This window comes from Pseudoalteromonas sp. SG41-5, assembly GCF_014164495.1.
GTDB lineage: Bacteria > Pseudomonadota > Gammaproteobacteria > Enterobacterales > Alteromonadaceae > Pseudoalteromonas > Pseudoalteromonas rhizosphaerae.
Genome location: NZ_JACJFH010000075.1, coordinates 1 through 25,872, shown reverse-complemented (window position 1 = coordinate 25,872; position 25,872 = coordinate 1). Strand labels below are relative to the sequence as shown.

Genomic DNA, 25,872 nt, shown 5'->3' with positions numbered 1-25,872 from the left:
GACCTTGTGGTGCATGACTATATCTCTACTTGCTTACAGCGCCTTGCTGAGCAGCCAGATAACCTTGAGCCACTGCTACCTTGGAACATTAAGCAAAGCTAGGTGTCGTTAGCTATACGCTTACAAAAGTTCGAGCAGCAACTTTGTTGCTTCTTTGTGACGACCTATGTTGTAAAGGCACATGGCATAGAAAGGTTGGATTTCAATGCAACTAGGATACTCACTGATCGTTTGCTCGAAATAGCTTAGGGCCTCTGAATACATACCAAGGCTTCGATAGTTAATTGCCAGTCCAAACAAAGCATCGAATCTTTCAATGGATGATAAAGGACCTGTAAGAGATGTCAGATAATGCTCAACCGCTTCTTTCTCTTTACCTTGATTGTCGTACGACCAAGCAATTTGTAAGTGAGCTTTAGCAGAATATGTCTCATTATCTAGTAGCGTTTCAAGTAACGCTATTGACTCATGATGTTTGCCTCTTTTCGCAATTGAATTGCTTGTTTTATTATACTTTCCATAATCTCCTCAAAGCTAATAACATCTTAATAAAGTACATTACACAAAATAGCTATCCACCTTAAACACTAAAACCAAGGGACAGGAAAAATGTGACAAAAACTGATTCAACTCTACAAGTTCGTCATAACCGCCAAGTTTCTTGTGTTTTTTCACCACGCACTATCTGATAAATAGCTATGTTTTTCTCAATCAAAAGTGACACCAAATCTGGTACGCACTGAATAGGCATTATCAGTTCATAACCAAACTCTAATTTGGTTATATTCTTCGAATGATAATGACCTAGAAATGAGCTAATGATTGTAAGAGCTTCGCCCTTCCACTCACCAACCTCAAAGTAGAATTTATACATATCCTCGCTATAGTCTTTTGGTGTATCACTTGTCATCTATTGTCTCTTATTTTTTACAATTCGTTTTTGGTATCAGCTCTTAAAACAGTTAACTACAATCCATTATTAATCAACTAGAGTGAATTGCATCCACACAGTAATTTAAAATCTCAAATACGGGTTAATAACCTTTATTTGAGGTTGATTTAGGTAAAATTTATATATGTCTGTGTATGTATAACAGTAAAGTACTTTCCAATTGATAAGTGGTACAGCTAAACTATCAGGGGTGGTTAAAGTTAATACTTTTCAAATGGCTTAGCAAACACTTGATATTCATCTGAATAAACTATTTTTCCAGGTCTTTCTGTTCTGATTTTTTCAACTACGATACCTTTACTTTCTAGCAATACAACAAATTCTCTAACCTTAGAAATATGTTTTTTGGCCGATATTTTGAACCAACTTATGAAAATATCAGCTTTTCTAAGTTTTTGAGCATTCAAATAATCCAATGGCGATTCTAGGTGGTTGTTAAACCACTCCATAATGCTCTCTGCTTGTTCCAACTCATAATCCAAAAATTTATTATCATCTTTCATATACCTAACAGCAAGAAATAGACCTAGACGCTGATTTGACTCATGACAAAATTCGTTAATTACAAAGCGGATATACATATTACATTCCACAAAACTTTTATTGCAGAGCAAATCATTACTCCAGTCCCTTTTCTAAGGTTAATTTTTAAAGACATTACGTTAACTTGAAGGTGCACTATATCGATTTGAAAGCTCGACATACCATTCTCTAGTCTTTTCTGGAAGTTCATGATGACTGAAAGGTTCGCTCGTTTGAAGTAGCCACTTCAAGCTACCAAAAATGATGAAATCAGCATATGTTGGATTTAAACCGCCTACAAACCTTGCTCTTGTGAGGTACTTTTCTAAAACCAATAATTTTTTTAGTAAACTAGATGTAGCTTCAGCACTTTTCCTTTCTTGTACATCTTCAAGAGGCATTGAGAAAAGAGCTTCTCTTGATTTTCTAAAATATGCTTTATCTTTATCTTGTAATTTTTTGTAAATGTCAAAAATTGCAATCTGTGCGATATCAGAATGAAGCGAGTTAGACCACGCTTCAATAAATCTAAAGGTTTGTTTTGAATCTTCATTTGGAAAAAGTAAAGGTGTATCTGGGTAAGTTTTGTCCAGATAGACAGCAATATCATATGAATCATTAATAGCATTGTTGTTATCTGATATTACTGGCACCGTTTTAAATAGCCCTTTACTGATGTTTTTAATGTCCGTGAAAGCGACTTCTTCGCATTCAAAATTCACCCCTTTAAAACTTAACGCCATTCTTATACGCCAACAATAAGGACTAAAAATAACCCCATTTTTTCCTGCTAATTCATACAATTTAATCATGTTGTTCTCCTAAATAAATCACTTAACATGCGATTGATTAAAAAGTAGGTGCGACGCCTTTTCATTAACCGTAGGTTGGGTATTAATTCTACTTGCCACCTCAAAAGCTTTAATTGTTGACGGTCTCGTTTTGATATTATTTAACCAGCGCTTAAGGTTACTAAACTTCTCAATATCAATACTTTGAAAAGCATGTATTCTTATCCAAGGGTAACACGCGATATCAGCAATTGAATAAAAGTTACCAGCTAAATATTCAGTTTGCGCCAGTTGCTTGTCCATAACACTATAAAGACGATTCGTCTCATTTTGATAGCGGTTAATTGCATAAGGTACTTGCTCAGAAGCATAATGTATAAAATGATGATTCTGTCCAGCCATAGGGCCAAGTCCGGCTACTTGCCAAGCTAACCATTGTAAGACTTTATATTTATCAGTGAGAGATTCACCGATTAATTTCCCTGATTTTTCAGCTAAATATTGCAAAATAGCGCCTGATTCAAAAATGCTGATTGGTTTAAAAGTATTGAATGGGGCGTTATCGATTATTGCTGGTATTCTTTGGTTGGGGCTCAATTCGCTGAACTCAGGTGAAAACTGCTCCCCTTTAGATATATCTATTGGATATAAATTGTAATCCAAACCTAGCTCTTCAAGTGCCATCGTAATTTTATGACCATTGGGCGTAGTCCAGTAATATAAATCAATCATAGTGATACCTTAAGTTATTGAGTAATGCTTGTTAAAAATTGATTAAACATAAACAAAGCGAAGATAAAAAAAGTAAATGCTGATAGTCGATTGAAGTAATTTGCGAACTTGTCAATGCCTATTGTTTTAGTTAAGTAGTTAAAACTAAAATAATAGAAGCAATGAACAAGTAATACATTTAAAGCAAAAATACTTGTTAATAGTGTTGCTATACCCGCAGAAATATAATTTTCTTGCATGTATGTAGGAAAGATGAATATAAAAAAAGCAAGTGCTTTTGGGTTCAGTAGACTGATGACTAGGCCGTGAAAAAAATGTTTTTTCTGTTCATTGCTCAAACTATTTTTATATTTAAATGCCTTAAGATTATTTGCTGCCAAATATAAAAAATAAAAAGCTCCTGCAAGATTAAGAACCTTAAATGCGCCGCCAACGGCTTCTGTTGTAAACATGATTAACAACGTTGCAAAGAAACCTACTATTAATATTCCTGTTGCAACACCCAGAACCCCCTTCAGTACATCTTGTGAATTTGCATTAAACACATTGTGAATTGTAAATAACACAGCTGGACCTGGACTAAGCACAGTCAGGAATGACACTAATGCAAAGCTAATTAAGTGGTAAGTTTCCATATTGACTCCATTTGATTTACGAGCCCATTTTATACTGCTAGGATAAAATCACTAACCCACTTTTGATTAAAACAGTTTAAACCAGAGGTTTACATGGACAGATTAAAAGCTATTGAGATTTTCATTTCTGTTTGCAAGGAAAAAAACTTTTCGAAAGTCGCAACGAAATTTGATATTTCCACAACAATGGTAAGCAAATACGTGAATTTTCTAGAAAAGGAAGTAAATATTAAACTACTTAATAGAAGTACTAGAGGACAAAACATAACAGAAGCTGGTGAGGTGTATCTAAACAAAGCTAAAGCGTTACAAAAGCAATATAGAGATTTAGTTCTTTCAATGGATGATTTTACAAAAGAGCCTGAAGGTTTGATTAACGTGAATGCTCCGCACAACTTTGGTACTCATGTATTAACAACAATCATTGCCGACTTTTTAGAGGCCAACCCCGCAATAAGAATAGACCTTACATTATCCGATTCTTTAACTGACGTTGTTTTAGACAATTATGATATCGTTTTCAGAGTCGGAGATTTGAAAGACGCTTCTTACATCTCAAAGAGAGTTTTTTCCCAACAACTTATTTTTTGTGCTTCACCAAAATACCTAAAAACTAACGGTCCCCCAAAAAATATAACGGATTTAGAAAATCATCATTTTTTAGGCTTTAAACCTTGGTTTGATAGCTCTAATTTTAAAAAGGAGTTTAGAATTGACCTCTTACATTTACAAACCAGTAGATTCATTAGTAATAATGGTAGTGCACTAAAAAATGCAGCACTCAAGGGGATTGGCATTATTCTTCAACCCTATCATTTGCTTGAAGAAAGCATCCAATCTGGAGAACTCATTAGAGTACTTGAAGGGTGTCAACCAAAAGTTAGAAATGTCCACCTTCTTTATGCAGACAAAAAACAACCGTTAAAAGTTAGGAAGTTCATAGATTTTGTTTCAGAAAATTTAACTAACTAAGGTAAAGCATTATGCAGATCTCTATTACAGTTTGCTTTAGAGTATTTACGTTAAATTATTTTGGGGGCATAAACAATTTAGATCCGAATGACGGCTCTGTGCCATAAGCGGACTGTCGTAATCTTAGTCTCTTGTTATGCTGCTTTTACACTGAAGGAGCATATGCATTTAACACAAAGAAAGCGCAAACCCCAATAATGACAATAAAACCGTTTCTAGCTGCACCACGCATTAAAACCTGCGGTTCTTCAGACATAGAGTCGGTATATATTAATGGATTAAATATAGAAAGTAATATGCCAGCGCCTATAAATGCGCCCCCCATTAGTAAGAAAAAAATTGGTTTCCAATACTTATTCTCTTGAGATATTTCAAAGTTACGAAGTAAGCGGCTATTTTCTATGTTAGGAGTTTTTATATATGCACCAGCCCCAATAAACGAAAGCAACCAAAGGTCTTTTAATGCTTGAGGTATATTAAATGTAAATAAAAACTCAAAAATGCTAAACAGTTGTTGTGAGGCATTTCGATAATACTCAATTAAATCTGAAAAAATAGAAACAAATCCAACATCAAACACGTGTTGAAATAAGCTAATTAGACTTAGAGAAGCAAATACAATAGATAAAATGCGTAATACTTTGCTCAATTTAATTTACCCCGACTTTCCATAGCAGCATAAACGCCCGCTTAAGCAGACAAAAATTGTAGGTTATAATGTGGAACAAGGCGAAATCTAACCAACTGTTTTTGTTGTATTTAAAGCGCTTTTTAGCTCTCAGATACAAAGTTTATTGTTTGCCGATGCATAAGGCAAAATCCATTTCTTTCTTTCGTAATACGCTTTGTATCAGAATCAACAAAAACCTGAGTCACACCATCTAGTTTGAACATATCAGGGTCTATTGGTTTCTTAGCATAAGGATTATGAAAAACGTATAAACCATCTCTAACATTCTCTTTATTTTGGTTTGTCATTGAATGCCTCTGAATAGGTTTATTATCAACCTCAGACCACCATACCGAGGACACTGCGCGTTGAATTTCGCAATTACCTGACATAGCTTCAATTTTACCCCATGTGGCAGTTGTACTTAAAATAATTGCACTAATTTCAGAGTAATCATCACTTTCGAATAAGCCAAGTGGGATCTCAGTACCATTATCTTTTTCGACCCAACCGAGCCTCACATCAGGAGGACCATTTGGGAATAAATGAGGCGCATCGTTATATGCATCTTCGTCTACGTAAAAATCATATAATAAAGCCATAATTGGCACTTCACATTGAAGGTTAAAATGAGGCTGTTCAAATGGAGCTACAGCCAAAACAAATGGATTGGGACGTACATGTTCTAGCTTAGAATATGAACTTTTATACTTTATGTACTTCTTATTTATCGAATTTGACAGGCGAATAATAGAATCCATATTCATGTCTTTGAACCTATCTGGAATACCTTTCGATAAATCTTTTTCCCACTCAGGAGTTTTACCAACTGCTGATTCAGATATGGTTGCCTCTACGACAACATTGTTACCTTTATATTCAAGCAAAAAGTCAGGTCTTGAATAAGACCAGTCCATTTTGAAATCTATTTCTTTAAATAGGGCATATAAATATATTTCCCAAAAGTTTGAATTGAATGTCGTTTGAAATTCAGTAACAAGTTTATTGTCTCTATCAGGAAAACCATTACACCATTTTAAGAGCTCTGCTCTATCAGCTTTCATAGACTGCTTAAGTATATTAACAAAGTTTTTATGTTGTTTACCTGACAAGCCTATATCTTCAAATAAATCCATAGATGTTTACACTTACCTTGGTGAGCTAGCAGCTTATTGAACACCATTTTGGTGGTTTATAACACATCAAAACGGCGTATATTACATACCCTGATAATTTCACCAATAATTACTTTTGTAAACAAGTAATTAAAACAGCTAGGAATCATGCATGTTATTTTGCCCCAAAACGGCGTTTAATAATGTTATTGGACAAAATTAGGTTTCTACTCAAAACACATGAATAAATTTAATTTTTTCAGTGTCCGATTATCGCTCATAGCAGCCTGCCAGCCAACTCTAATTATTAGTTAAAAGTGTTAGAACAGATATTTGTTACTTCAGCTTATGCAACTTAACCGGTTTAAACCAAGCTAACTTGGTTGATTTTTTCTGCCTTAGTTTTTAAACTTTGACCTAGCATCTTGCATCTAGCATTTAGCATTTACCATCTAGCATCTAGCATCTAGCACCTAAATCAAACTCTTATTTAACTTCATTTCTTAGTTGTTGGTTATTAGCGAACTCAAGTGCATTATTTACGGTGATTTGCGCAATTTCACTCAATGCTTCTTTGGTAAAAAAGCCTTGGTGGCCGGTGACCAGTACGTTTGGAAAACTTACCAAACGCGAAAATACATCGTCTTGCATAATTTCATCACTGCGGTCTTTAAAGAATAGTTCTGACTCTTGTTCGTACACATCTAGCCCTAAATAACCCAATTTTTTAGTTTTAAGTGCGCCAATACAGGCTTTGCTATCAACTAATGCGCCGCGGGAAGTGTTTATAAGCATCACCCCTTGCTTCATTTTGGCAAAAGCGTGTTCGTTGATCATATGATGAGTTTGCTCGGTTAACGGGCAGTGCAAAGAGATCACATCGCTTTGACTTAATAAAGTGTCTAGATCACAAATTGTATAATTGCCTGGTACTGCATAAGGGTCGCAAACCAATACATTTGCATCAAAGCCATTGAGTATATTTACTAAAGCCAAGCCAATTTTTCCACAGCCAATGATACCAATGGTTTTCTTGAATAAGTTAAAGCCAAGCAAGCCATTTAAATCAAAATTATCTTCACGGATACGGTTATAGGCTTTGTGAGTTTTGCGATTGAGGGTAAGCATTAATGCCACACAGTGCTCTGCAACTGCCTCAGGGCTGTAAGCGGGTACTCGGCATACTTTGATGTTATGGACATTTGCCGCAGCTAGGTCAACGTTATTAAAGCCAGCACAGCGTAATAAAATACATTTCACGCCGAATTGAGCAAGCTGATCAATAACCGTTTTATCAACGATATCGTTTACAAATACGCATACAGCATCAAAGCCTTGGCTAAGTATGGCACTTTTCGCATCAAGAGATTGTTCAAAACGGGTTAATTTGATGCGTGTTTGATTGTTTAAACAGGCATCAAAAGATGCATGTTCATATTTTTGCGAACTGAAAAGCGCTACCGTTAGTTGCATCATTAATATTACTCTCTATGACCTGTTTCAAGGTATCGGGTTTAGTGCGCGGTGCATAACGTACCGCCAATTGTCCCTCAGAGTTTATTAGAAACTTGGTGAAATTCCATTTTATAGCACGATTTTGTGCAATTCCTCGGGTATGTGCTTTTAAATAGTTAAATAACGGATGAGCATCAGGGCCGTTGACCATTACTTTACTAAACACAGGAAAACTAACATTAAACTGTTGTTGATAAAAGTCTTTAATATCAATGTTGTCTATTGGCTCATTGTAGTCAAATTGATTACACGGAAATGCTAACACAATAAACCCTTGTGCTTTATATTGCTGATACAGCTTTTCAAGTGCGCTTAACTGCACCGAAAAGTTACACTTACTGGCGGTATTGACGATTAAAATCGTTTTGCCTTTTAACTGACTTAAGGAAAAATTTTCGCCGTTATAAAGCGGGGCACTGAATTGATATATGCTATCCATAGGTTACCTATTTTGTCTCGTCCATGAAGAAATTTAATGAAGACTTTTTCATTCGCTTTTTTACTGTTCGGTTGAGATAATCAAATTATCTTTTTAAGTTACCACTGAAATAGGTCAATTTTATGTCAATGAAAGTCGCATTTATCGGTTTAGGTGTAATGGGTTATCCAATGGCGGGTCATTTAGCAACTGCCGGTCATCAAGTAACCGTGTATAACCGTACCACAGCAAAAGCACAGCAATGGGCAGAAAAATACGCAGGTCAGGTGGCATTAACGCCAGCAAAAGCCGCAGAACATGCAGATATCGTATTTATGTGTGTAGGTAACGATGATGATTTACGCTCAGTAGTTTATGGTGCTGACGGGGTGATTAAAGGTATGCAAGCAGGCACTATTTTAGTCGATCACACTACGACTTCAGCCGAAGTTGCGCGCGAAGTATCCGCTAATGCGGCACTAAAAGATATTGCGTTTATTGATGCGCCAGTATCGGGTGGTCAAGCTGGTGCTGAAAATGGTGTATTAACAGTCATGGCTGGTGGCGACGCAGCAGTGTTTGCAAAAGTACAACCCGTTATGGCGGCATTTAGCCGTTTTAGCCAGTTACTTGGCGAAGTTGGCTCTGGACAGTTGTGTAAGATGGTTAATCAAATTTGTATCGCGGGCGTTGTGCAAGGCTTGGCCGAGGGCTTACATTTTGCCAAACAAGCAGGCCTTGATGGCGAAAAAGTCATTGAGACGATTGCAAAAGGTGCGGCTGGTTCATGGCAAATGGAAAACCGTTACAAAACCATGTGGGCAGGTGAGTACGAATTTGGTTTTGCTGTTGATTGGATGCGTAAAGATTTAGGTATTGCGTTAGATGAAGCAAAAAATAATGGTGCCACTTTACCAATGACCGCGACGGTCGATCAGTACTACGCTGACGTACAAGCACTTGGTGGTGGGCGTTTTGACACATCAAGCTTATTGGCGCGCATCGAAGCGTTACATAAAAAATAGATAATCAGAGCGTCGGATAATAAGTCTATCTCCAGCAAGTAAATTAAACGCTAACTGTCTTAAATTTACTTGCATAAGCCCGCAATTAGCGGGTAGATGTGGCTTATTATTCCTGAAATCTCCAGTTACGTAATCACTGACCCAAACATTGTTTGGGTTTTTTTATAAAAATTAATTTTTCTTAAGGTTTATTTAAGTTTTGCTCGTTAGATTTTACCCATAGTCTAAAAAGAGCGAACACTATGCAATCACTTCAAGTTACTAACTTGCCTGTTACCAACACACATGATTATGTGTGTGCTAATGCAAACATGCCATTTCGTGTGCAATTAGAGCAAGTCGTTAAAGCGAGTTTTGCCAGAGCTTACGGCGCCAATATTAAGCAGTTTATGCCGGTGTTATGCCAATTAAGTATTGCCGCTGATTCTTGCACGCTGGGACTTAGAGCTGCTACTCAATCACTTTTTATCGAGCAATACTTACCAGAGCCGATTGAATACTTTGTTGATGTACCGAGGGAAGATATTTACGAGCTTGGTAATTTATGTTCAACAAATCGCAAAGCGACTCTCGCTCATTTTGTACTAATGAATGAAGCACTTTATCAAATTGGCGCAAAACGTTTGGTATTTTGTGCCACTGCAAAGGTTAGAGCATTATTAAAAATGCTCTCAGTTAATTGCACTGAAATTGCATTAGCCAATAGTCAGGCACTTGATAACCCAGCAGATTGGGGGACTTATTATGAAAATAAACCAACACTGTGTGTGGTAGATTTAGCGGCTGCTCATGATTGCGTAATAAACACACCTCATTTGTTTAATATTAAACAGCACTATCATCAAGCGAGTTGCCAATTAGCATCGCAATTGGAGGCATAATGGGGTTTTTATCGAAACTACCACACGCATCGCTTGATACTGTGATTGTTGATCATCATGACCAACAAATGCAGCCGATCAGTAAACAGACGCTGATGCAAGCAGTGGCCGAGTTAATTATCGACTTTAAAGCGCTTGATATGTCAGCCGTGGCGTTTGTAATGGACAATACGCCTGCTTGGTTAATTGTTGACTTTGCATTGATTGAGTTACAACAAGTAAGCATTCCGCTGCCGACCTTTTTTAGCCCACAACAGCTAACTAATAGCGTGAATAAAAGCGGCGTTTCGCATTTTATCAGCGACACCCCCTGTGAACTTGACGGGTTAGAATGTATTGCGACCTTGAGCGTGTTAACCCGCTACCCGCTTTATATCTATAAAGTAAGCGCGTCAAGCCCTACAACATTTTTTACAGATACCCAAAAAGTGACGTTTACTTCAGGCTCTACCGGTGAGCCAAAGGGAGTGTGTTTATCTTTACAAAGTCAATTACAAGTGGCGACCTCATTGCATAAAAAAATAGCGATAAAACAGCCAAAACATCTGTGTTTATTACCTTTGCCAGTATTACTTGAAAACATTGCAGGGGTTTTTGCACCGTTATTAGCCGCAGGTGAAGTGCATGTTATGACACTACCAGAATTAGGCTTCTCTGGGGCAAAATTAAATGATGCCAGTCAACTGATCAATGCCATTGATCGTGTGCAACCGAATACGCTTATTTTGGTGCCGGAATTATTGACCTGTTTAGTCTGGTTTGCCAAGCAGGGATGGACAGTACCAAAGAGCCTGAAATTTATTGCCGTTGGAGGCGCTGTACTCAGCAGTGAATTGATCACTGTAGCGCGTAGTTTAGGGTTACCAGTTTATCAAGGTTATGGCTTATCTGAAGCTTCATCAGTGGTGAGCTTAAACACGCCAAATGATGATGACATAGAGTGTGCAGGGCGGGTGTTAAATCACTTGCAAAGCAAACTGGTAGACGGGCAGCTATTTATTAAAGGACCCTTATTTTTAGGCTATTTAGGTCAACAACCCCATGATCAAACGAGTTGGTATGCAACCGGTGATTTGGTTGATCAACAACAAGGTCGGTTAACTATTAAGGGGCGTTTAAAAAACCAAATTATTACTAGTTTTGGGCGCAACATCAGCGCTGAGTGGCCTGAATCTTTGCTACTCAGTAACAGTGAAGTACAACAAGCTGTTGTCTTTGGTGAAGGTAAAGCGCATTTAGTAGCACTTATTTATGCATCAGTAAATATGACTGATGAGGTATTAGCGGAGCATTGTAGAGGTATTAACGCACAATTACCGGAATATGCCCAAATTAAAACATTTCATCGCTTAGCTGAACCACTTACTGCAGAGCGGGGATTATTAACCAGTAATAACCGCCCTAAACGCCAAGCAATAGCAAACTATTATCATGCACAACTAACAGCACTGTACAGTGAGGCAATATTATGAGCAATTTTTTCGAGACATTAAAATCACAAACCCAAGCAGAACGCGAGTATTTACTGGCTTCACCGATCATTTCTCGAGTATTCAAGGGGCAAGTAAGCACAACTGAGTATGCTTCATTTTTAGCTCAAGCCTATCATCACGTTAAACATACGGTGCCATTAATGATGGCCGTGGGCGCGAAATTATCGACTGAACAAGAGTGGATCCGCGAGGCTGTTGCACAATATATAGAAGAAGAAATAGGTCATCAAGAGTGGGTGCTCAATGATATTGCAGCCTGTGGTTTTGATAAACAACAAGTACGTCAAAGTGCTCCCAAATTTGCCACCGAGTTAATGGTTGCTTATGCCTACGATACAATTAATCGTGGTAATCCATTGGCATTTTTTGGCATGGTGCATGTACTCGAAGGTACTTCAATTGCGTTAGCCGATAATGCGGCAAGTAATATAGCCAATATGACCGGATTACCTAAAAAGGCATTTAGCTATTTAACATCTCATGGGGCTTTGGATATTGAGCATGTGAAGTTTTTTGAAGATCTGATGAATAAAATAGAGTCTCCTGCAGATCAACAAGTGATTGTGCATGCCGCTAAATGTTTTTATAAGTTATATGGCAATATTTTTCGTGAATTAGATACAGATCCACAGTTTGTAAGTAGCGACTTGGAGCAAACTGCATGAACCGTCCACTTTGCGTATTAACAGGTGCGACAGGCGGAATTGGTCAAGCCGTAGCATTAAAGTTGATTCAGCATGGCTGGCGTTTACTGTTAGTTGGTCGTCAACAAGCACAACTAGAGGTATTACAGGTTAAGTGTGGCCAAGACTGTGAGATATTTATTGGTGATTTAACATCAGCACAGACTCGCCAAAAATTACTTGAACATGCTAAATCACTTGGCGGTGCAACAATGCTTATCAATAACGCTGGCATTAATGTGATGCAAGGTTTTAGTGAAATGACGGAGCAGCAAATAGATGACTTACTGATCGTTAATCTGTCTGTGCCAATTAAGTTATGCCAACTATTTTTACCACAAATTTTAGCTAAAAAAGGCTCAATTGTTAATGTGGGATCATCGTTTGGTAGTATTGGTTACCCTTATCAAACCTTATATTGCGCAAGTAAATTTGGTTTACGAGGAATGACCGAAGCGCTGGCCCGCGAACTCAGTCACTGTGATGTAAAAATATTATATTTAGCACCTAGAGCAACTGATACAAATATCAATTCAGTGCAAGTACGCGCGATGAATAAAGCTTTAGGCAATACAATGGATCCACCTGATAAAGTGGCAGATGCGCTCATTTCATTATTGAAATCTGGAAATTCACGCAGTTACATTGGCTTTCCAGAACGCTTATTTGTCAAACTAAATGGTGCTTTTCCATCCTTAGTAGATAACGCAATTGCAAAACAACTTCCTAAAATTAAAAGTTTTTTTGCAGATAAAATTGATAAAGGTGAATGACTATGACTAAACTACTTTATACTAGCTGCTTGTTAACTGGGATATTTTTAACCAGCGCAGCGCATGCCGATCTTGCTAGCGAATTAACTCAGGTGCAAACAAGTTGGGCAACTGTGAATTATGAATTAGTAGATAAAGCGCAGCTCAATGCATTTGAAGAGTTATCAGAGCAGGCCGCTGGGTTTGCAAAGACCTATGATGATCAGGCACAAAGCCATATTTGGTATGGTATTGTGCTATCAAGTTATGCTGGGGCAAAAGGCGGCTTAGGTGCGTTAGGGTTAGCAAAAGATGCTAAAGCACAGTTAGAGCAAGCCATAGAAATTGATGCCAATGCGTTATCAGGCTCTGCTTACACCAGTTTAGCGACCCTTTACAGTAAAGTACCGGGTTGGCCAATTGGATTTGGTGATGATGACAAAGCGAGTAAATTATTTAACCAAGCGCTTGCTATTAATCCAAACGGTATCGATAGTAATTACTTATACGCGGCCTTTTTGTATGACGAAAGAGAATACAAAAAGGCAAAAACACATTTACTTGCCGCTCAACAGGCACCGGCACGCCCTGATAGGCCAAAAGCGGATTTATACCGCCAGCAAGAGATCACCCAGTTATTGGTAAAAGTAGATAAGAAACTAAAGAGATAATATGCATTTACTACTGGTTGAAGATGATAAGTTAGTGGCTGAAGGATTATGTCGTTCACTTCGCCAACAAGGTTACAGTGTCGAGCACTGTGCTAGTATAAAATCAGCCATGCAATGGCTCGAAAATGACGAGATCGAATTACTTGTGCTTGATTTAGGACTACCTGATGGCGATGGCATTGATGTATTAAAACACGTCAAAAAGCATCGCCCTAACTTACCAGTAGTAATCTTAACGGCACGCGGTAGTATTGACGACAAAGTACAAGGGCTAGATTTAGGTGCTGATGATTATTTAGCTAAGCCATTCGATCCTGCTGAATTATTTGCCCGTTTAAGAGTCGCTAGTCGGCGCGTAACTCATGCGCAATCAAGTACTATTAATGTAGCAAATGTAGAAATGGATACCTCCGCTTTTACAGTCACACTTGATCAGCAACCGGTAAACCTGCCGCGTAAAGAGTTTATGTTACTAAAAGCGCTTTTTGAAAATCAAGGGCGCGTATTGTCCAAACAACAATTAGAGAGCAAACTATATGAATGGGGCGAAGAAGTAGGTTCAAATACTATTGAGGTGCATATTCATCATCTACGTAAAAAGCTCCCTAAAGATCTAATTAAAACCTTACGTGGCATAGGTTATGTGGTTGGTAAACGTTAGTGTCAATTAAACGCAGATTAACGCTGATTATTTTATCAACGGTGATCCTGACTTGCTTTTTGGCATTCAGCAAAGGCTACCGCGAAAGTATGAGCCAGGCCGAGCTGCTACTTGATAACGAATTGCAAACCATTGCTCATGTACTGATCGAGCAACCTATACACACAGATTCACCTATGCTGCGCAGTGATCTCACCCAATTACTGTTTCAAATTTGGCAAGATAACAATTTACTCAGCGCGTCTAAATCATTAGCCGAGCTTGTGCAAAAACCAAGACTGAACGGATTTAGTGTTGAAAACTTAGCCGGGCAGCGGATGCGAGTATTCAGATTAACCATGCAGACAAAACAAGTGCTGGTGGCAGAGCCGCTGAGTAAACGCTATGCCCTTAGCGAGACTATGATTTTGTCAGCAATGACACCTTTGCTTTGGAGTGTGCCACTGCTTGCGGTGTTGATCAGTCTATTTGTCAAACAAGGACTGAGGCCCTTAACACGCCTTTCAACATTATTAAAAACGCGACAAGCCAATGACTTTACTGCCATTAATTGGCAGGTGAGCGAATACGAAATTAAACCGGTGATCTCACGTTTAAATGATCTGTTTAAACGTGTAGAAAGTGCCTACTTAAGAGAACGCTTTTTTGCCTCAGATGCTGCCCACGAATTACGCACCCCGCTAAGTAGTTTAAAAATAAATGTTCATAATCTACGCGCACAAGGTGACGGTTGCTTGGAACTTGATGCAATGGCGCAAGGTATCGATAAACTTAGTAATATTGTTGAGCAAATGTTGATTTTGGGACGCACCTATCCAGAGCAATGGCAGGCACAATTTAGCCCAATTTCAGTGCTAGAGGTCAGTCAACAAGTGGTTGCACAGCTATACGAACGACTTGATGCAAAACAACATATGATCAGTATTGAAGGCGATGATTATGTTATTAATGGTGACCAATTTACCTTGGCAACCTTATTTAGTAATTTATTAAGTAACGCAATAAAATATACGCCCAGTGGTGGCAATATAGTGATCCACTTAAACAATCAGCAAGGTGCGTATGGTTGGCAGATTGATGACTCAGGTCCTGGCATTGATGATGCCCATAAAGCACGAATTTTTAACCGTTTTTACCGTGTTGGAGGTGATAAACACCCCTCTGGAGAGCAAGGTGCCGGATTAGGTATGGCGATAGTTGAACATATAGTAACAATTTATGATGCAAGTATTTCTTTAGCCGACAGTGAATTAGGCGGCTTACAAGTACGAGTAGAATTTATGCAAGGAGCAGAGAGTGAATAACTGGTTAGGGTTTATCAGCCTGCTGCTATTTAGCGTATTACCATTTTCGTGTTTTGCTAAAGAATATAAATTAATTTTAAAAGATCACCTTTTTTATCCCGCGGAGATCATTGTTCCTGCCAATACTAAACTAAAACTTTTAATTGAAAATCAAGATAGTACGCCAGAAGAGTTTGACAGCTTTGATTTAAATCGAGAGAAAGTGCTGTATCCAAATCGTAGTAGTGTGATTTATATCGGGCCACTGAGCCCTGGGCGTTATGAGTTTTTTGGTGAGTTTTCACCTAACACAGCCCGTGGTGCAGTATTAGTAGAAGGAAAGACTGATGCTGATAACTAGTTTATTGATGAGTATAAATCAGCTGTTACCAGTCGTGATTTTACTCGTGCTGTTACAGTCATTGCAAAAGCTAAACCAGCGTGTGCTGATAGTGACCGCTTTTGTTGGGCTGCTTTGTAGTATTATTTATGTACAAAGTGCCGCTTGGTTGAGCCAGTTATTTGATCATCGCGGCCTTGAGTTTAGTCAAATGCTATTGTGTGTCATTGTGTATGTTGCATCACTAATAAGTTGTAAACAGCAGCGTTTATTCGCATTGCTTGCAATAGTTGCGGTTATGGCGCTGTATTTGAGTCACTATTTTATTTATCTGGTTGGTTTTTGGCATAACACCGATACAGCAAAACCTTTGCTTATAGGTACATCTTTGGGAATAGGGATCTGTGGTAGTTTTGGTGTGTTGCTATTATTTTTACTGCATAGTGTTAGAGCACGATTTGGTGTGTATCCACTGATGTTGTTTTTGGCTTTTAATGCCTCGGCAAAATTACTGATAGTATTAGATCTGGCCAGCCAAATTGACTTGATCAATATTACGTCCAACTACTTTGATTGGCGTGCAGTGCTAGTCGAAAACTCAGAGTTAGGCCGTGTACTCAAAGCCTTAGTCGGCTATGAGGCAACGCCAAGCAAAACTGCATTATGGCTTTATCTAGTGGCGGTTATAGCCTTTATTGGCACCAGTATAGTATTTACTCGGCAATTTTCTCAAAAGGAGCCATCATGAGATTTATTCTCGCGTGGTGCTTAACTTCGCTTTTGTTCATGGCATCGTTTAATGTGCGAGCCGATGGAATAGTCGTAGATAAAGTTTACCACCCTTACGTATTACCATTTGAGCGCGAATTTGAATGGCGTTTGATCTCTCATCAAACAGATAAGGGCAATATTTTAGCCCAACGAATTGGCTTAGGTGGCTCGTTTAACGACACTATGAGTTTGGAAGGTTATGCGGTTGGAGAGCGTGATGACGACGGTAACTTTGGCTTCTCAGCCTACGAACTAGAACTGCGTTGGCAGTTGGTGGAGCAAGGGCGGCTGTGGGCTGATTGGGGCGCCTTATTTGAACTTGAAAAGCAAGAAGGCAAAGATAGTTATGAAGCCACAACTGGCTTTTTATGGGAAAAAGAATTTGGTCGGACTAGCCTCACCATGAATGCATTTTTAGTCTACGAGTGGGGCGGTGATATTAAAAACGAATGGGAAACTGAGTTTCGCGCGCAGTATCGCTATCGTTTTCGCTCTGAGTTTCAGCCTGCATTAGAGCTATACGCCGGAGAAGACTTCTTTGGTATTGGCCCTGGTTTTATTGGCCTGCATCGATTTTCAGCGAAGCGACAACTAAAGTGGGAAGCAGGATTTGTGACCGAGCTGAGCCAACAAGGTAAAGATCACAGTTTTCGCCTTGCCCTAGAGTTTGAATTTTAAAGCAAAAAGCCGCGAAAACTTTTCTCGCGGCTTTAAATCTCTGCAAACTACATACTTTGCGCGTAGTTATAAAGCGCTTTTAGAATAGTCAGATTTTTTTCATTATCGTCATGTTCATGGGCGAGATTTTCTAGCGTAACCATAAAATCTTGTGCGCTGATCGATGGTTGATCTTCACCATGCATTAATTTGTTTTGGCAATATTGACGCCACTGATCAAGTTCATCTTGATTAAGCGATTGCGGCCAATTACGGGCACGGTATTTAAACAATAAGTTATCAAACTTTTTATCTTCAAAATCCAACTTCATACCCGCTAATTGCTCAGGGCTGGCATCACGGATAATGGCAAATTTAGCTTTATCAGCATGACTGGTGAAGCCGTCGTATAACATGTAATCAGTATTGGTGGTTTTACCGTAATCGGGCTTATCGTTAAATACTTCAGTGACTTTATCGCGAAGACTTGGGTTGGCTTTTAAAATCGCAAGATTTTTTAAACACTGCTCGCGGTCAATGCCTAAACGGGCGGCGTTTTCAGGTAATAAAGTTTTAGCAGGCGCTAAAATAGGGCATTTATTTAAATGTACCAATTTTAAACCAACAGGCAGTTCATCATCGGCAAGCTCACTGCGCTTGGTATAAAGGCGGGTGCGCAACTCTTCAATTGATAAATCGAGTAATACCTGTGGATCTTCGGTTAAGTTAAAACACACGACTGCATTTTTATTAGTCGGATGAAAGCTCATCGGGGCAATCCAACTGGTACAGCCTTGGGTAGCAGGAATACGTGATGAAGTATGCACCAGCGGCGTCATATTAAATACATCAACTAACTCAGCTAAGGCTTTTTTACCGCGCAAACTAAAAAAGAAGTTATACAGTTTTGGCTGTTTTTCTTTTATTAGTTTAGCCAAAGCAATCGTCGCGGTTACATCAGATAACGCATCATGCGCCGCAGCGTGTTCAATACCATTGGCAACCGTTAAATGCTCCAACTTAAAGCTTGGGCTGCCATCTTCTTTTAACGGCCATTCAATACCTTCAGGGCGCAGTGCATAACAAGCACGCACTAAATCTATAATATCCCAGCGGCTGTTATTGTTTTTGTATTCGCGTTCGTAAGGGTCGTAAAAGTTACGGTAAAAGCTATAACGGCTTACTTCATCATCAAAACGAATGCTGTTATAACCGGCCACGCAGGTATTAGGCACACTAAATTCAGCATGGATCTTGGCAATAAAGTCAGCCTCAACTAAACCTTTTTGCATCGCCACTTGCGGAGTAATACCGGTGATCAAACATGCCTCAGGGTGCGGTAAATAATCAGCCACAGGTTTGCAATATTCAATCAACGGCTCACCAATAATGTTTAAATCAAGATCAGTACGAACACCCGCAAACTGGCTCGGCTTATCCTTTTGCGGACTCGCCCCCCAGGTCTCATAATCGTGCCAATAAATAGTTGCTTGATTTTGCTCTTGATAAGCCATTTAAAAACCCTTTAAGTTAGCTTGAAGCGGTTGTAATACCGCCAAGTTACTAAATTCATGAATTATTTAGATTATGGCATACAGGCGAGGGAGTTTATAGGTTTGGATGATGAAATGATGGTAATCATACTATTCTCGGGTAGCTTGGCTTAAGTGTTGCGAAACCTAATTAATCATTAAAAGAAAAGCCTGCTTAAAAACTCATAACTATGAATACATTCAATTGTAGGTTGAGTTTTAGCCCGAAAAAATTTTACTGCGAGCTACAAGAGCATTATCGTAGGCGTTAAGCTTGCTGGCGTATTTTTTGGTCGAGAAAGCAAGGGCGAGTATCAGCGTTAAAGCTTTTATAAATCAGTGCTCTAAATTAAAAGCAATATTTAAATTGTTGTTGAGCTTTTTGGCCCTATAAGTAGGAGTGTGCTTTAGCCACGAATGTTTTTTACCTTTTTATCATGTTCTATACTTTAAAGCTTTCCTATTGCTCAGATGGAATTCATCATCAATTGCTTATTTTCAGATTGTTACGACTAGAAAGAGCTTAAAAGCATGTTTGCAGCTAATTTATATAATTGGGACTCGGCAATCAGAGGCTCGTTTAGCCAAGTTGAGGATTTCAACTTTGAAAATAACAAGAGAATTATTATTTTTATAATTAAGTTGCTGAAACTAAATATAAAGTCCACAACTTATCTTATATTCAATACTAATAGCGATTACGTACAAGTCCAGTAATATTTCATTGTCAGGCGTATATGAACAATTTAATGCCGTTAATAAATAGAATATCAGTTCGTTTATTAGACTAAAGTCTATAAGTTAATTTTCTTCACCTGTCGGGTTTAGTTTTATCGTTTGTCGAAATTGAGCCAACACTCTAAAGTTCAGTTGTCGGCAACCCAGACGATATGACACGACTCAAACCAAATAGGAATATAATCATGAAACGTTCACTAATCAAAACCATCGCACTTGGCTCATTATTTACTTGCTCAGCGGCTGTTATGGCTGATCAAAGTGATTACAAATTAATGATTATTGATAATGCGGCAGCGTCTCAGCCAGTTGAACAATCATTTAATAACTGCGCATTAAATGTGAAATCAAAAAATTATGCACAAGCAGATGAAATTTGTACCAAAGCAATTGCATTGCTAAAGCAAAGTAATGGTCCACGTATGAAAGTTCGCGCGCTAACATCATTTGCTTTAAGCAACCGTGGCGTGTCCCGCATGTTGGCAAAAAATGATACGGCTGGTCTTTCTGATTTATACGAAGCCGCACAAATCGCGGATAGCGAAATGGTGTCTCATAACCTGACGCGCGCTAAAGAATACCTTTCTTTATAATTGTTTTTATAAACGATTAAAGACAAAACCACGTTAGGCTAAGCCAACGTGGTTTTTTGTTTTTTAAAGTGTTTCTCTTCTGAGCCAACCGTAAAACTCACTTATATGTTATTACTTATACAATTAGAGAAATTATATTTCTTCTTGGTATTTTAAAACCTGCATTTTGTTCCTGTTACCTTGTATAATACTCGGCTTAACAGGTGTAAACCATTTTTACACTTATTACCAACCCCCCAATATTAAAACAATATAAGTAGATTTTATGATTTTTTACCTTATTGGGATAACGATACTCATCATTATTTTGTGCGCTGCTTTGTATATGATTTACAGTAATATGCATAAAAATAGGATTAATAAATCTAAAGAATACAATGTGTTATTTGATAAAGACACGATTGTAGATGAGTTAATTACCCAGCTAACAGAAAAGAATAAAACCCAAGAAACCGAAAATGAAGTGCTTAAAAGCAAAGAAGATATTTTAACAACTTTCATCGAGTTGCATCGCTCTGGTAGTTTTTGCGGGCAACTAAGTGAGCAAGAAATTATTTACTTTGTTAAGAAAAAATTAGATATGGAGAGTAATAAAAATGGATAGTCAGCAAGCTGTAACCCCTCAAGGCAATAAGAGTTCTTTTATAAGTCGATTTGGTCGTCGTAATGTTATTTTAGTGAGTGCTATTTTTATAGTATTAGCTGTAATTGCTACGCTTATGTCGCAAGTTATTTCATGGAATGAAGCTGATGAACGTTTAGTTCATCAATCGGCATTTACGGGTAACTTAACTGTTATCGATCAGGCTGGACCTTATTTAAAAGCTTTTGGTTCTACATCTGCTTATAAAAAAGTTATTTCAATTAACTTTACTGGCGACAGTAGTGCTACAGCAAGCGCCATTGTGCCGCTAATTCCGATTCGATTTTTAGATACAACAACAGGCGGTGCAAGAGGGGTGTCGCGATTTAGGTTACCTGGTAATGTGCCTGCTGGTGAATCTGGTTCTTTACGTGGATTACTTAAGATCCATGAAGAGTTTGGTTCGCAAGAAACCTTGATCTCAAACTTATTAATGCGCGCTACCACTGAAAATGTAAAGGCATCTGCGCGGATGATGTCTGTAGAGCAGCATTATTCTGGTGGTAATGGTCAATTAAGCCAAGATTTTGCAGATCAACTTACTAATGGTATTTTTGTGACTGAACAAATTATTAGTAGCGGTGAACGTGATAAAACGGATGAGCTAAATAATTTGAGTAAACAGCAACGCGTCACGATCAATATCAAAAAGGATTCAGAAGGTAATGCATTACGTAATGCGCCTATTTTAGGTGCGTATGGTATTACAGTGGTTGACGCCAGTATTATTGATATTGACTACGAAAGTAAGGTTAATGCAAGACTTGAGGCACAAAAGCAAGCGGCTGCTGATGAAGCTTTAGCAAGACAGAATTTAAAAAAAGCTGAACAACAAGCCCGTACTGAAGTTGCTCTAGGTGAACAAGCGATTGCTAAACAGCGCGCAGAATCAGAAAAGTTAAAAATCAAAGAACAAATTGATGCTGAACGAGTAAAAGCGAATGCAATTATTTCTGCGCAGCAACGCGTAGCGGTGAAAGCTGAATTGGCTAAAGAGCAAGCAGAGATCTTAAAACAGCAGCGCTTAGAAGCGATGGGGATGGATGTACTTGCCGAAGCGCGTCAACGGGCTAAATCGGCAGCCCTTGATCCTAAGTATGTGTTTGATGAAACACTAAAAGCTGAAGTTAAAATTCAAACTGCTTTATTCACCAGTTTAGGTAATAGTCGTTTAGTGCCTGAAATTGTAATAGGTGCCGGGCAGGGCGAGCAAAGCAATGGCTCTGAGTTTATGCGCATACTTGCAGCGGATGCAGCATTGAGCTTACAAAAGCGTTTAGATAAAGATAAAAAAACAAAGTAGAACAGTAAATTGTATTTAATAGCCCTAGTCAACTAGGGCTTTTTTATGTGATTAGCCTTAGTAAACTATAGGCTAACGTATTGATTTAATATTTAAAACTTTGGACATAAAGCGTGATCAAAGCCTTTTTCAGTTAATAAAAAAGTCGCGCTTGGGGTAGCAAAAATATAGCCTTCGTAGTTAAGAAACGCAATTGTGCCTTTAACTGATTCGATTTGCTCTGCTGATGCACTTTCTATAATAGCTTTCGGATCTAAATTGACTGGTGTTGGAAACTGCTGATAAAGCTGCTTAAAAATTAAGGTGGCGATAGTTTTAAAGGTGTCGTTATTTTTCATTTTTTTGCTCTTTGGTGTTTATGTGTGCTGCTAATGCATTATTGTAACTCTTTCTATTTAAAGAGTAACTGCCACACTTACTTGTTTATCCTAAAATAATACGCGGTTAAATAGCGATAGAGTTGTAGGTAACCCATCGCTATATATCATGAGCTGGTGCTGTATTACTTGTTATTTACAAGGTTCAGGAATGCGTTTTGGGGTAACAATTCGTGGCAGTAATAAGCCGATGATCACAACAATAATGCCAATTAATTGTAGTTCTGTAATTGGTTGGCCCATCAAAAATGCTGTTAACATGGCAAATACCGGAACGAAGTTAAAGAATAACGATGCATTCGCTGAGCCAAGTTGGCGTATGCCATTCAGCCACAGAAGATAGCCGGCAACAGTTCCAAATAAGCCAATATAAATAACATCGATAATACCTACCATTGAGCTATTACTGAGTTCGCTAAGCGGGTGTACATTGGCGGTCACTAAACACATTAAGCCAATGATTGTTGCACCACTTAGCATACTAACAAAAGTATAAGGCAATACAGGCATGTACTGATTGATACCTTGGCTAAAGTAAGTGTATGAACTCCAAGCTAACATACCTAAAAAGATCATTTTGTCGCCGGCATTGATTTGCATATTCAAAAGCACGGCTAAGTCGCCATTGGTGATAACTAATAATACACCTGATAGGCTAACGATTAAGCTAAAGCATTGTGCTGCAGTAGGCATTGAGCGCTTTGCAACTGAGCTTATTAATGAGGTTGCAAGTGGGCTCAGCGCCATTATTAACGAGCCGTTTGCGGCACTGGTATGTTCCAGCCCGGTAAATAAACCGAGGTTTAAGCCACCTACGCCAACAGCACTAACAATAATCACCCAAGCCCATTGGTTGAACGTTAAACTTGGTTTTGTACTGTTAATTATTTTTAAGTAGATAGCCAAGCAGATTGCGGCAATACTAAAGCGCCAAAATACTAAAGTCAGTGCGTGTACTTGATTTAATGCATGTTTACCAATAGGAAAACAACTTCCCCAAAAAAATGCACATAATAACAGGAGTAAAATAGCTTTTGTGTTGGCTGAGAAGTTCATCAGCAATCCAGAGATGTTGAAAAGTTGCGGCAAGTGTATTACTTTCCATAATGTGGATAAACAAGCAAAAATAAGAGAGTAGATTCCAAAAATGAAATATAGATATTCACTAGACGATTTACGCTATTTTTGTATTGTTGCCCATTTAAAAAGTTTTAAAGATGCTGCACTGGCTTTATCAGTGCCTTTATCAACATTGAGCCGTCGTATTCGACAACTTGAAGATGATTTACAGCTTAGATTGTTAAACCGTGATGCTCATCGCGTATCGCTGACCCATATGGGGGAGCTGTATTACCAACGTTCGAGTGCATTGTTTGCTGAGTTAGATGGCATTAATGATGATCTTCATATCGAGAAGAATCAACCGAAAGGTAAGATCATAATCAGTGCACCTATTAATGCCGGCTCGCAATTTTTAAGGGATATTTTTTATGATTTTTTACTGCAATATCCTGAGATCCAGCTAGATATTAGGCTCTCGAATACTTTAATTGATATTGAAGCGCAAGCAATGGATGTGGTGTTTAGGGTGGGTAATACGGTGGTTGATAATTGGATTGCGAGGCCACTAAAAGATATTCACTTTATTTTGTGCAGTAATTCGCAGACGGTGGCCCAAAGTGTTAAGCATCCTACTGATTTATGTGCAAAAAGCGCTGTGATTTGCCAGCCGATGTCTATTTGGCAATTAGTAAATAAACAAAATGACGACGTTTATGATTTTCAACCCAATAAGGGCATTCGTTTAGAGCTTGATGAAATTCAAATGCTCACACACGCGGTTAAAAAAGGCTTAGGGGTTGGTTATATTCCTGACTATTATGCATTACCAATGATTGCTCAAGGTGAGCTTCAGCATGTTTTACCTGATTGGCAAAGTAAGGCACGTACTTTATTTATGTTATATCGGGATCGAGACCATTTACCATTGCGCGTCAGATTATTCATCGAATATGTGCTAGCTAGATTTGAGCAAGGTTAGTATGCTTTTTCTATTACTTTTTTGAATTGTTGGGCAAGTAAAATACAGCCTGTTTGGTTATTGATAGCGCCGGACTACAAATTTAAGTACCTGTATATTAAAAGGAGATATTAAATATGCAAACCGATTTAGTGGTTGAACAGTTTAAGCAGCAGGGGTTTGTACAAATTAAACAAGTACTTAAACCAAGTATAATCACAAAGCTGCAGCACTTTTGTGATGAGTTGGTTGCCACTATGTAGCCGGTTTACCATTTGATAATATTGCTGTTATGCAAACTGCAGATGAGCCTTTTGTTTATCGCGTTAATGAGCTTTTTCAATTTCAGCCACAATTTGCTCAGCTGCTAGCGCAAACTGAACTAATGAGTTACGTTGATGCTATTATCGGCGAAGCTGTTTTACCTAGCTATGAGTCACTTGTGATAAAAAATTCATTAGATGCACGCGGGTTTGATTGGCACCGCGATATGGCGGTGAGAACTCAAGAGCCTATTTTTACCGTGGGGGTATATTTAGATGATGCAATAGCGCAGCAAGGGGCGTTAACAGTGATCCCGCAGTCTCATTGTAGCCAAGCAAGTGTGTGTGATTTAAAGCGCCAGCTATCCAATGCACAATTACAGGGGGTGGATATTACGGCCAATGCAGGTGATGTGGTAATTCACCATGTAAACACGGTTCATGCATCAGGAAGACAGAAAGGTTCAGCTATACGTAGAACGATCTACTTTGAGTTCAGAGCAGTATCACATTTTATTGATAATCCGTGCTTTCCTAGTGAGTGGATCGAAAAGCGGCAAGCGTTAATGGCTAACCTCAACGCGCTTAATTCAGCTGACATGGCTAATAATGTGCAGCTACCCAATGATTTGTATGTAACTCAAGTACAAATAGAGCCAGCAGAATATTGTATTGAGTTTGCCAGTTAACTGTATCACCTATCACCACAGGTATTTACGTGTGCGTAAAACCTACATATATAATACCAATCTGCATAAAGATTAAGTCAATTTTATCCAGTCTCTAGAGCATATGCTTTTAACCGTATCAGGAACAGAAATGAATTTATTCCACGCTTGCGAAACCTGTTCGACTATTTCTTCA

31 protein-coding genes are annotated in these 25,872 nt (G+C 38.4%); 18 read left to right on the top strand and 13 right to left on the bottom strand.

Features of this window, described 5'->3' with window-relative positions; all coding sequences use genetic code 11:
- Positions 1-120 precede the first annotated feature (120 nt).
- The 6 genes from H5232_RS24750 to H5232_RS17005 all read right to left on the bottom strand — a co-directional run bounded on the left by H5232_RS24750 (position 121) and on the right by H5232_RS17005 (position 3,632).
- On the bottom strand, positions 121-462 hold the full coding sequence (locus H5232_RS24750; RefSeq protein ID WP_404936405.1) for a tetratricopeptide repeat protein: 342 nt from the start codon (positions 460-462) through the stop codon (positions 121-123).
- Between the two features lie 181 nt (positions 463-643).
- Complete coding sequence (locus tag H5232_RS17025; RefSeq protein ID WP_077535649.1) at positions 644-910, bottom strand: hypothetical protein; 267 nt, start codon at positions 908-910, stop codon at positions 644-646.
- A gap of 242 nt (positions 911-1,152) precedes the next feature.
- Positions 1,153-1,533 (bottom strand): hypothetical protein, encoded by a 381-nt coding sequence (locus tag H5232_RS17020; protein ID WP_077535648.1) that lies wholly within the window; start codon positions 1,531-1,533, stop codon positions 1,153-1,155.
- Positions 1,534-1,614: 81 nt separating this feature from the next.
- Positions 1,615-2,286 carry a glutathione S-transferase N-terminal domain-containing protein gene (locus H5232_RS17015; protein ID WP_182719139.1) on the bottom strand — a complete coding sequence of 224 codons (672 nt, stop codon included), beginning with the start codon at positions 2,284-2,286 and terminating at the stop codon, positions 1,615-1,617.
- Positions 2,287-2,304: 18 nt separating this feature from the next.
- On the bottom strand, positions 2,305-2,997 hold the full coding sequence (locus H5232_RS17010) for a glutathione binding-like protein (RefSeq protein WP_182719140.1): 693 nt from the start codon (positions 2,995-2,997) through the stop codon (positions 2,305-2,307).
- Between the two features lie 14 nt (positions 2,998-3,011).
- Positions 3,012-3,632, bottom strand: coding sequence for a LysE family translocator (locus H5232_RS17005; protein ID WP_182719141.1), 621 nt, complete (start codon positions 3,630-3,632; stop codon positions 3,012-3,014).
- A 93-nt stretch (positions 3,633-3,725) separates the two neighbouring features.
- Here H5232_RS17005 and H5232_RS17000 point away from each other — a divergent pair, with 93 nt between their 5' ends.
- Complete coding sequence (locus H5232_RS17000) at positions 3,726-4,604, top strand: LysR family transcriptional regulator (protein WP_077535644.1); 879 nt, start codon at positions 3,726-3,728, stop codon at positions 4,602-4,604.
- Positions 4,605-4,749: 145 nt separating this feature from the next.
- Here the strand turns inward: H5232_RS17000 and H5232_RS16995 are convergent, their stop codons facing one another.
- The 4 genes from H5232_RS16995 to H5232_RS16980 all read right to left on the bottom strand — a co-directional run bounded on the left by H5232_RS16995 (position 4,750) and on the right by H5232_RS16980 (position 8,343).
- Positions 4,750-5,253 carry a hypothetical protein gene (locus tag H5232_RS16995; protein ID WP_182719142.1) on the bottom strand — a complete coding sequence of 168 codons (504 nt, stop codon included), beginning with the start codon at positions 5,251-5,253 and terminating at the stop codon, positions 4,750-4,752.
- Between the two features lie 122 nt (positions 5,254-5,375).
- Positions 5,376-6,410, bottom strand: coding sequence for a hypothetical protein (locus tag H5232_RS16990; protein ID WP_182831223.1), 1,035 nt, complete (start codon positions 6,408-6,410; stop codon positions 5,376-5,378).
- 465 nt (positions 6,411-6,875) lie between these two features.
- On the bottom strand, positions 6,876-7,862 hold the full coding sequence (locus tag H5232_RS16985) for a 2-hydroxyacid dehydrogenase (protein ID WP_182831224.1): 987 nt from the start codon (positions 7,860-7,862) through the stop codon (positions 6,876-6,878).
- A complete protein-coding gene (locus H5232_RS16980) occupies positions 7,822-8,343 on the bottom strand; it encodes a glutathione peroxidase (protein ID WP_182719144.1) in 522 nt (173 codons plus the stop codon). Before H5232_RS16980 ends, H5232_RS16985 begins: the two co-directional genes overlap by 41 nt.
- Before the next feature lie 122 nt (positions 8,344-8,465).
- Here H5232_RS16980 and H5232_RS16975 point away from each other — a divergent pair, with 122 nt between their 5' ends.
- The 11 genes from H5232_RS16975 (at position 8,466) to H5232_RS16925 (ending at position 17,560) form a co-directional block, all read left to right on the top strand.
- Positions 8,466-9,347, top strand: coding sequence for an NAD(P)-dependent oxidoreductase (locus H5232_RS16975; protein ID WP_182731253.1), 882 nt, complete (start codon positions 8,466-8,468; stop codon positions 9,345-9,347).
- 242 nt (positions 9,348-9,589) lie between these two features.
- A complete protein-coding gene (locus H5232_RS16970) occupies positions 9,590-10,228 on the top strand; it encodes a thermostable hemolysin (RefSeq protein ID WP_149980952.1) in 639 nt (212 codons plus the stop codon).
- Positions 10,228-11,700 (top strand): AMP-binding protein, encoded by a 1,473-nt coding sequence (locus H5232_RS16965; RefSeq protein ID WP_182739168.1) that lies wholly within the window; start codon positions 10,228-10,230, stop codon positions 11,698-11,700. Before H5232_RS16970 ends, H5232_RS16965 begins: the two co-directional genes overlap by 1 nt.
- Positions 11,697-12,386 carry a TenA family transcriptional regulator gene (locus H5232_RS16960; protein ID WP_182831222.1) on the top strand — a complete coding sequence of 230 codons (690 nt, stop codon included), beginning with the start codon at positions 11,697-11,699 and terminating at the stop codon, positions 12,384-12,386. Before H5232_RS16965 ends, H5232_RS16960 begins: the two co-directional genes overlap by 4 nt.
- Complete coding sequence (locus H5232_RS16955; protein ID WP_182719147.1) at positions 12,383-13,177, top strand: SDR family oxidoreductase; 795 nt, start codon at positions 12,383-12,385, stop codon at positions 13,175-13,177. The genes H5232_RS16960 and H5232_RS16955 overlap by 4 nt, the downstream gene beginning before the upstream one ends.
- 2 nt (positions 13,178-13,179) lie before the next feature.
- Entirely contained in the window at positions 13,180-13,827 is a 648-nt protein-coding gene (locus tag H5232_RS16950) for a hypothetical protein (protein ID WP_182719148.1), read from the top strand.
- 1 nt (position 13,828) lies between these two features.
- On the top strand, positions 13,829-14,488 hold the full coding sequence (locus H5232_RS16945; protein ID WP_182719149.1) for a response regulator transcription factor: 660 nt from the start codon (positions 13,829-13,831) through the stop codon (positions 14,486-14,488).
- Positions 14,488-15,792, top strand: a complete 1,305-nt coding sequence (locus tag H5232_RS16940; RefSeq protein WP_182831221.1) for an ATP-binding protein — start codon at positions 14,488-14,490, stop codon at positions 15,790-15,792. The genes H5232_RS16945 and H5232_RS16940 overlap by 1 nt, the downstream gene beginning before the upstream one ends.
- 13 nt (positions 15,793-15,805) lie before the next feature.
- A complete protein-coding gene (locus H5232_RS16935; protein ID WP_246175520.1) occupies positions 15,806-16,132 on the top strand; it encodes a cupredoxin domain-containing protein in 327 nt (108 codons plus the stop codon).
- A complete protein-coding gene (locus tag H5232_RS16930) occupies positions 16,119-16,859 on the top strand; it encodes an iron transporter (RefSeq protein ID WP_182831220.1) in 741 nt (246 codons plus the stop codon). The genes H5232_RS16935 and H5232_RS16930 overlap by 14 nt, the downstream gene beginning before the upstream one ends.
- Before the next feature lie 38 nt (positions 16,860-16,897).
- A complete protein-coding gene (locus tag H5232_RS16925) occupies positions 16,898-17,560 on the top strand; it encodes a hypothetical protein (protein WP_246175522.1) in 663 nt (220 codons plus the stop codon).
- A gap of 47 nt (positions 17,561-17,607) precedes the next feature.
- Here the strand turns inward: H5232_RS16925 and sbcB are convergent, their stop codons facing one another.
- A complete protein-coding gene (gene sbcB / locus H5232_RS16920) occupies positions 17,608-19,053 on the bottom strand; it encodes an exodeoxyribonuclease I (RefSeq protein WP_182731262.1) in 1,446 nt (481 codons plus the stop codon).
- Positions 19,054-19,994: 941 nt separating this feature from the next.
- Between sbcB and H5232_RS16915 the strand changes: the two genes are divergently transcribed.
- From H5232_RS16915 to H5232_RS16905, 3 genes are all read left to right on the top strand, one after another.
- Positions 19,995-20,402, top strand: a complete 408-nt coding sequence (locus H5232_RS16915) for a hypothetical protein (RefSeq protein ID WP_182718909.1) — start codon at positions 19,995-19,997, stop codon at positions 20,400-20,402.
- Between the two features lie 265 nt (positions 20,403-20,667).
- Positions 20,668-21,006 carry a methanolan biosynthesis protein EpsI gene (locus H5232_RS16910; RefSeq protein WP_182785073.1) on the top strand — a complete coding sequence of 113 codons (339 nt, stop codon included), beginning with the start codon at positions 20,668-20,670 and terminating at the stop codon, positions 21,004-21,006.
- Complete coding sequence (locus H5232_RS16905; RefSeq protein WP_149980966.1) at positions 20,999-22,348, top strand: SPFH domain-containing protein; 1,350 nt, start codon at positions 20,999-21,001, stop codon at positions 22,346-22,348. The genes H5232_RS16910 and H5232_RS16905 overlap by 8 nt, the downstream gene beginning before the upstream one ends.
- A 92-nt stretch (positions 22,349-22,440) precedes the next feature.
- On the opposite strand, the gene H5232_RS16900 is transcribed toward H5232_RS16905, so the two are convergent.
- Positions 22,441-22,686 (bottom strand): hypothetical protein, encoded by a 246-nt coding sequence (locus tag H5232_RS16900; RefSeq protein WP_145233036.1) that lies wholly within the window; start codon positions 22,684-22,686, stop codon positions 22,441-22,443.
- Between the two features lie 171 nt (positions 22,687-22,857).
- Positions 22,858-23,781 (bottom strand): DMT family transporter, encoded by a 924-nt coding sequence (locus H5232_RS16895; RefSeq protein WP_182797960.1) that lies wholly within the window; start codon positions 23,779-23,781, stop codon positions 22,858-22,860.
- Between the two features lie 91 nt (positions 23,782-23,872).
- Between H5232_RS16895 and H5232_RS16890 the strand changes: the two genes are divergently transcribed.
- The 3 genes from H5232_RS16890 to H5232_RS16885 all read left to right on the top strand — a co-directional run bounded on the left by H5232_RS16890 (position 23,873) and on the right by H5232_RS16885 (position 25,697).
- Positions 23,873-24,766 (top strand): LysR family transcriptional regulator, encoded by an 894-nt coding sequence (locus H5232_RS16890; RefSeq protein WP_182831219.1) that lies wholly within the window; start codon positions 23,873-23,875, stop codon positions 24,764-24,766.
- A gap of 116 nt (positions 24,767-24,882) precedes the next feature.
- Complete coding sequence (locus H5232_RS24325) at positions 24,883-25,008, top strand: hypothetical protein (protein WP_259400146.1); 126 nt, start codon at positions 24,883-24,885, stop codon at positions 25,006-25,008.
- 29 nt (positions 25,009-25,037) lie between these two features.
- Complete coding sequence (locus H5232_RS16885; RefSeq protein WP_182831218.1) at positions 25,038-25,697, top strand: phytanoyl-CoA dioxygenase family protein; 660 nt, start codon at positions 25,038-25,040, stop codon at positions 25,695-25,697.
- The last annotated feature ends 175 nt before the right edge of the window (positions 25,698-25,872 follow it).

Excerpts from the sequence above, each read along its gene's own strand:
- H5232_RS17015 (WP_182719139.1), bottom strand. The coding sequence starts at position 2,286 with ATGATTAAATTGTATGAATTAGCAGGAAAAAATGGGGTTATTTTTAGT.
- H5232_RS16885 (WP_182831218.1), top strand. The coding sequence starts at position 25,038 with ATGCAAACTGCAGATGAGCCTTTTGTTTATCGCGTTAATGAGCTTTTT.
- H5232_RS17025 (WP_077535649.1), bottom strand. The coding sequence starts at position 910 with ATGACAAGTGATACACCAAAAGACTATAGCGAGGATATGTATAAATTC.
- H5232_RS16975 (WP_182731253.1), top strand. The coding sequence starts at position 8,466 with ATGTCAATGAAAGTCGCATTTATCGGTTTAGGTGTAATGGGTTATCCA.
- H5232_RS16910 (WP_182785073.1), top strand. The coding sequence starts at position 20,668 with ATGATTTTTTACCTTATTGGGATAACGATACTCATCATTATTTTGTGC.
- H5232_RS16965 (WP_182739168.1), top strand. The coding sequence starts at position 10,228 with ATGGGGTTTTTATCGAAACTACCACACGCATCGCTTGATACTGTGATT.
- H5232_RS16905 (WP_149980966.1), top strand. The coding sequence starts at position 20,999 with ATGGATAGTCAGCAAGCTGTAACCCCTCAAGGCAATAAGAGTTCTTTT.
- H5232_RS16895 (WP_182797960.1), bottom strand. The coding sequence starts at position 23,781 with ATGAACTTCTCAGCCAACACAAAAGCTATTTTACTCCTGTTATTATGT.
- H5232_RS24325 (WP_259400146.1), top strand. The coding sequence starts at position 24,883 with ATGCAAACCGATTTAGTGGTTGAACAGTTTAAGCAGCAGGGGTTTGTA.
- H5232_RS16955 (WP_182719147.1), top strand. The coding sequence starts at position 12,383 with ATGAACCGTCCACTTTGCGTATTAACAGGTGCGACAGGCGGAATTGGT.
- H5232_RS16945 (WP_182719149.1), top strand. The coding sequence starts at position 13,829 with ATGCATTTACTACTGGTTGAAGATGATAAGTTAGTGGCTGAAGGATTA.
- H5232_RS17005 (WP_182719141.1), bottom strand. The coding sequence starts at position 3,632 with ATGGAAACTTACCACTTAATTAGCTTTGCATTAGTGTCATTCCTGACT.
- H5232_RS16970 (WP_149980952.1), top strand. The coding sequence starts at position 9,590 with ATGCAATCACTTCAAGTTACTAACTTGCCTGTTACCAACACACATGAT.
- H5232_RS16950 (WP_182719148.1), top strand. The coding sequence starts at position 13,180 with ATGACTAAACTACTTTATACTAGCTGCTTGTTAACTGGGATATTTTTA.
- H5232_RS16915 (WP_182718909.1), top strand. The coding sequence starts at position 19,995 with ATGAAACGTTCACTAATCAAAACCATCGCACTTGGCTCATTATTTACT.
- H5232_RS16890 (WP_182831219.1), top strand. The coding sequence starts at position 23,873 with ATGAAATATAGATATTCACTAGACGATTTACGCTATTTTTGTATTGTT.
- H5232_RS16925 (WP_246175522.1), top strand. The coding sequence starts at position 16,898 with ATGGCATCGTTTAATGTGCGAGCCGATGGAATAGTCGTAGATAAAGTT.
- H5232_RS16980 (WP_182719144.1), bottom strand. The coding sequence starts at position 8,343 with ATGGATAGCATATATCAATTCAGTGCCCCGCTTTATAACGGCGAAAAT.
- H5232_RS16960 (WP_182831222.1), top strand. The coding sequence starts at position 11,697 with ATGAGCAATTTTTTCGAGACATTAAAATCACAAACCCAAGCAGAACGC.
- sbcB (WP_182731262.1), bottom strand. The coding sequence starts at position 19,053 with ATGGCTTATCAAGAGCAAAATCAAGCAACTATTTATTGGCACGATTAT.
- H5232_RS17010 (WP_182719140.1), bottom strand. The coding sequence starts at position 2,997 with ATGATTGATTTATATTACTGGACTACGCCCAATGGTCATAAAATTACG.
- H5232_RS16930 (WP_182831220.1), top strand. The coding sequence starts at position 16,119 with ATGCTGATAACTAGTTTATTGATGAGTATAAATCAGCTGTTACCAGTC.
- H5232_RS17000 (WP_077535644.1), top strand. The coding sequence starts at position 3,726 with ATGGACAGATTAAAAGCTATTGAGATTTTCATTTCTGTTTGCAAGGAA.
- H5232_RS16900 (WP_145233036.1), bottom strand. The coding sequence starts at position 22,686 with ATGAAAAATAACGACACCTTTAAAACTATCGCCACCTTAATTTTTAAG.
- H5232_RS16990 (WP_182831223.1), bottom strand. The coding sequence starts at position 6,410 with ATGGATTTATTTGAAGATATAGGCTTGTCAGGTAAACAACATAAAAAC.
- H5232_RS17020 (WP_077535648.1), bottom strand. The coding sequence starts at position 1,533 with ATGTATATCCGCTTTGTAATTAACGAATTTTGTCATGAGTCAAATCAG.
- H5232_RS16985 (WP_182831224.1), bottom strand. The coding sequence starts at position 7,862 with ATGCAACTAACGGTAGCGCTTTTCAGTTCGCAAAAATATGAACATGCA.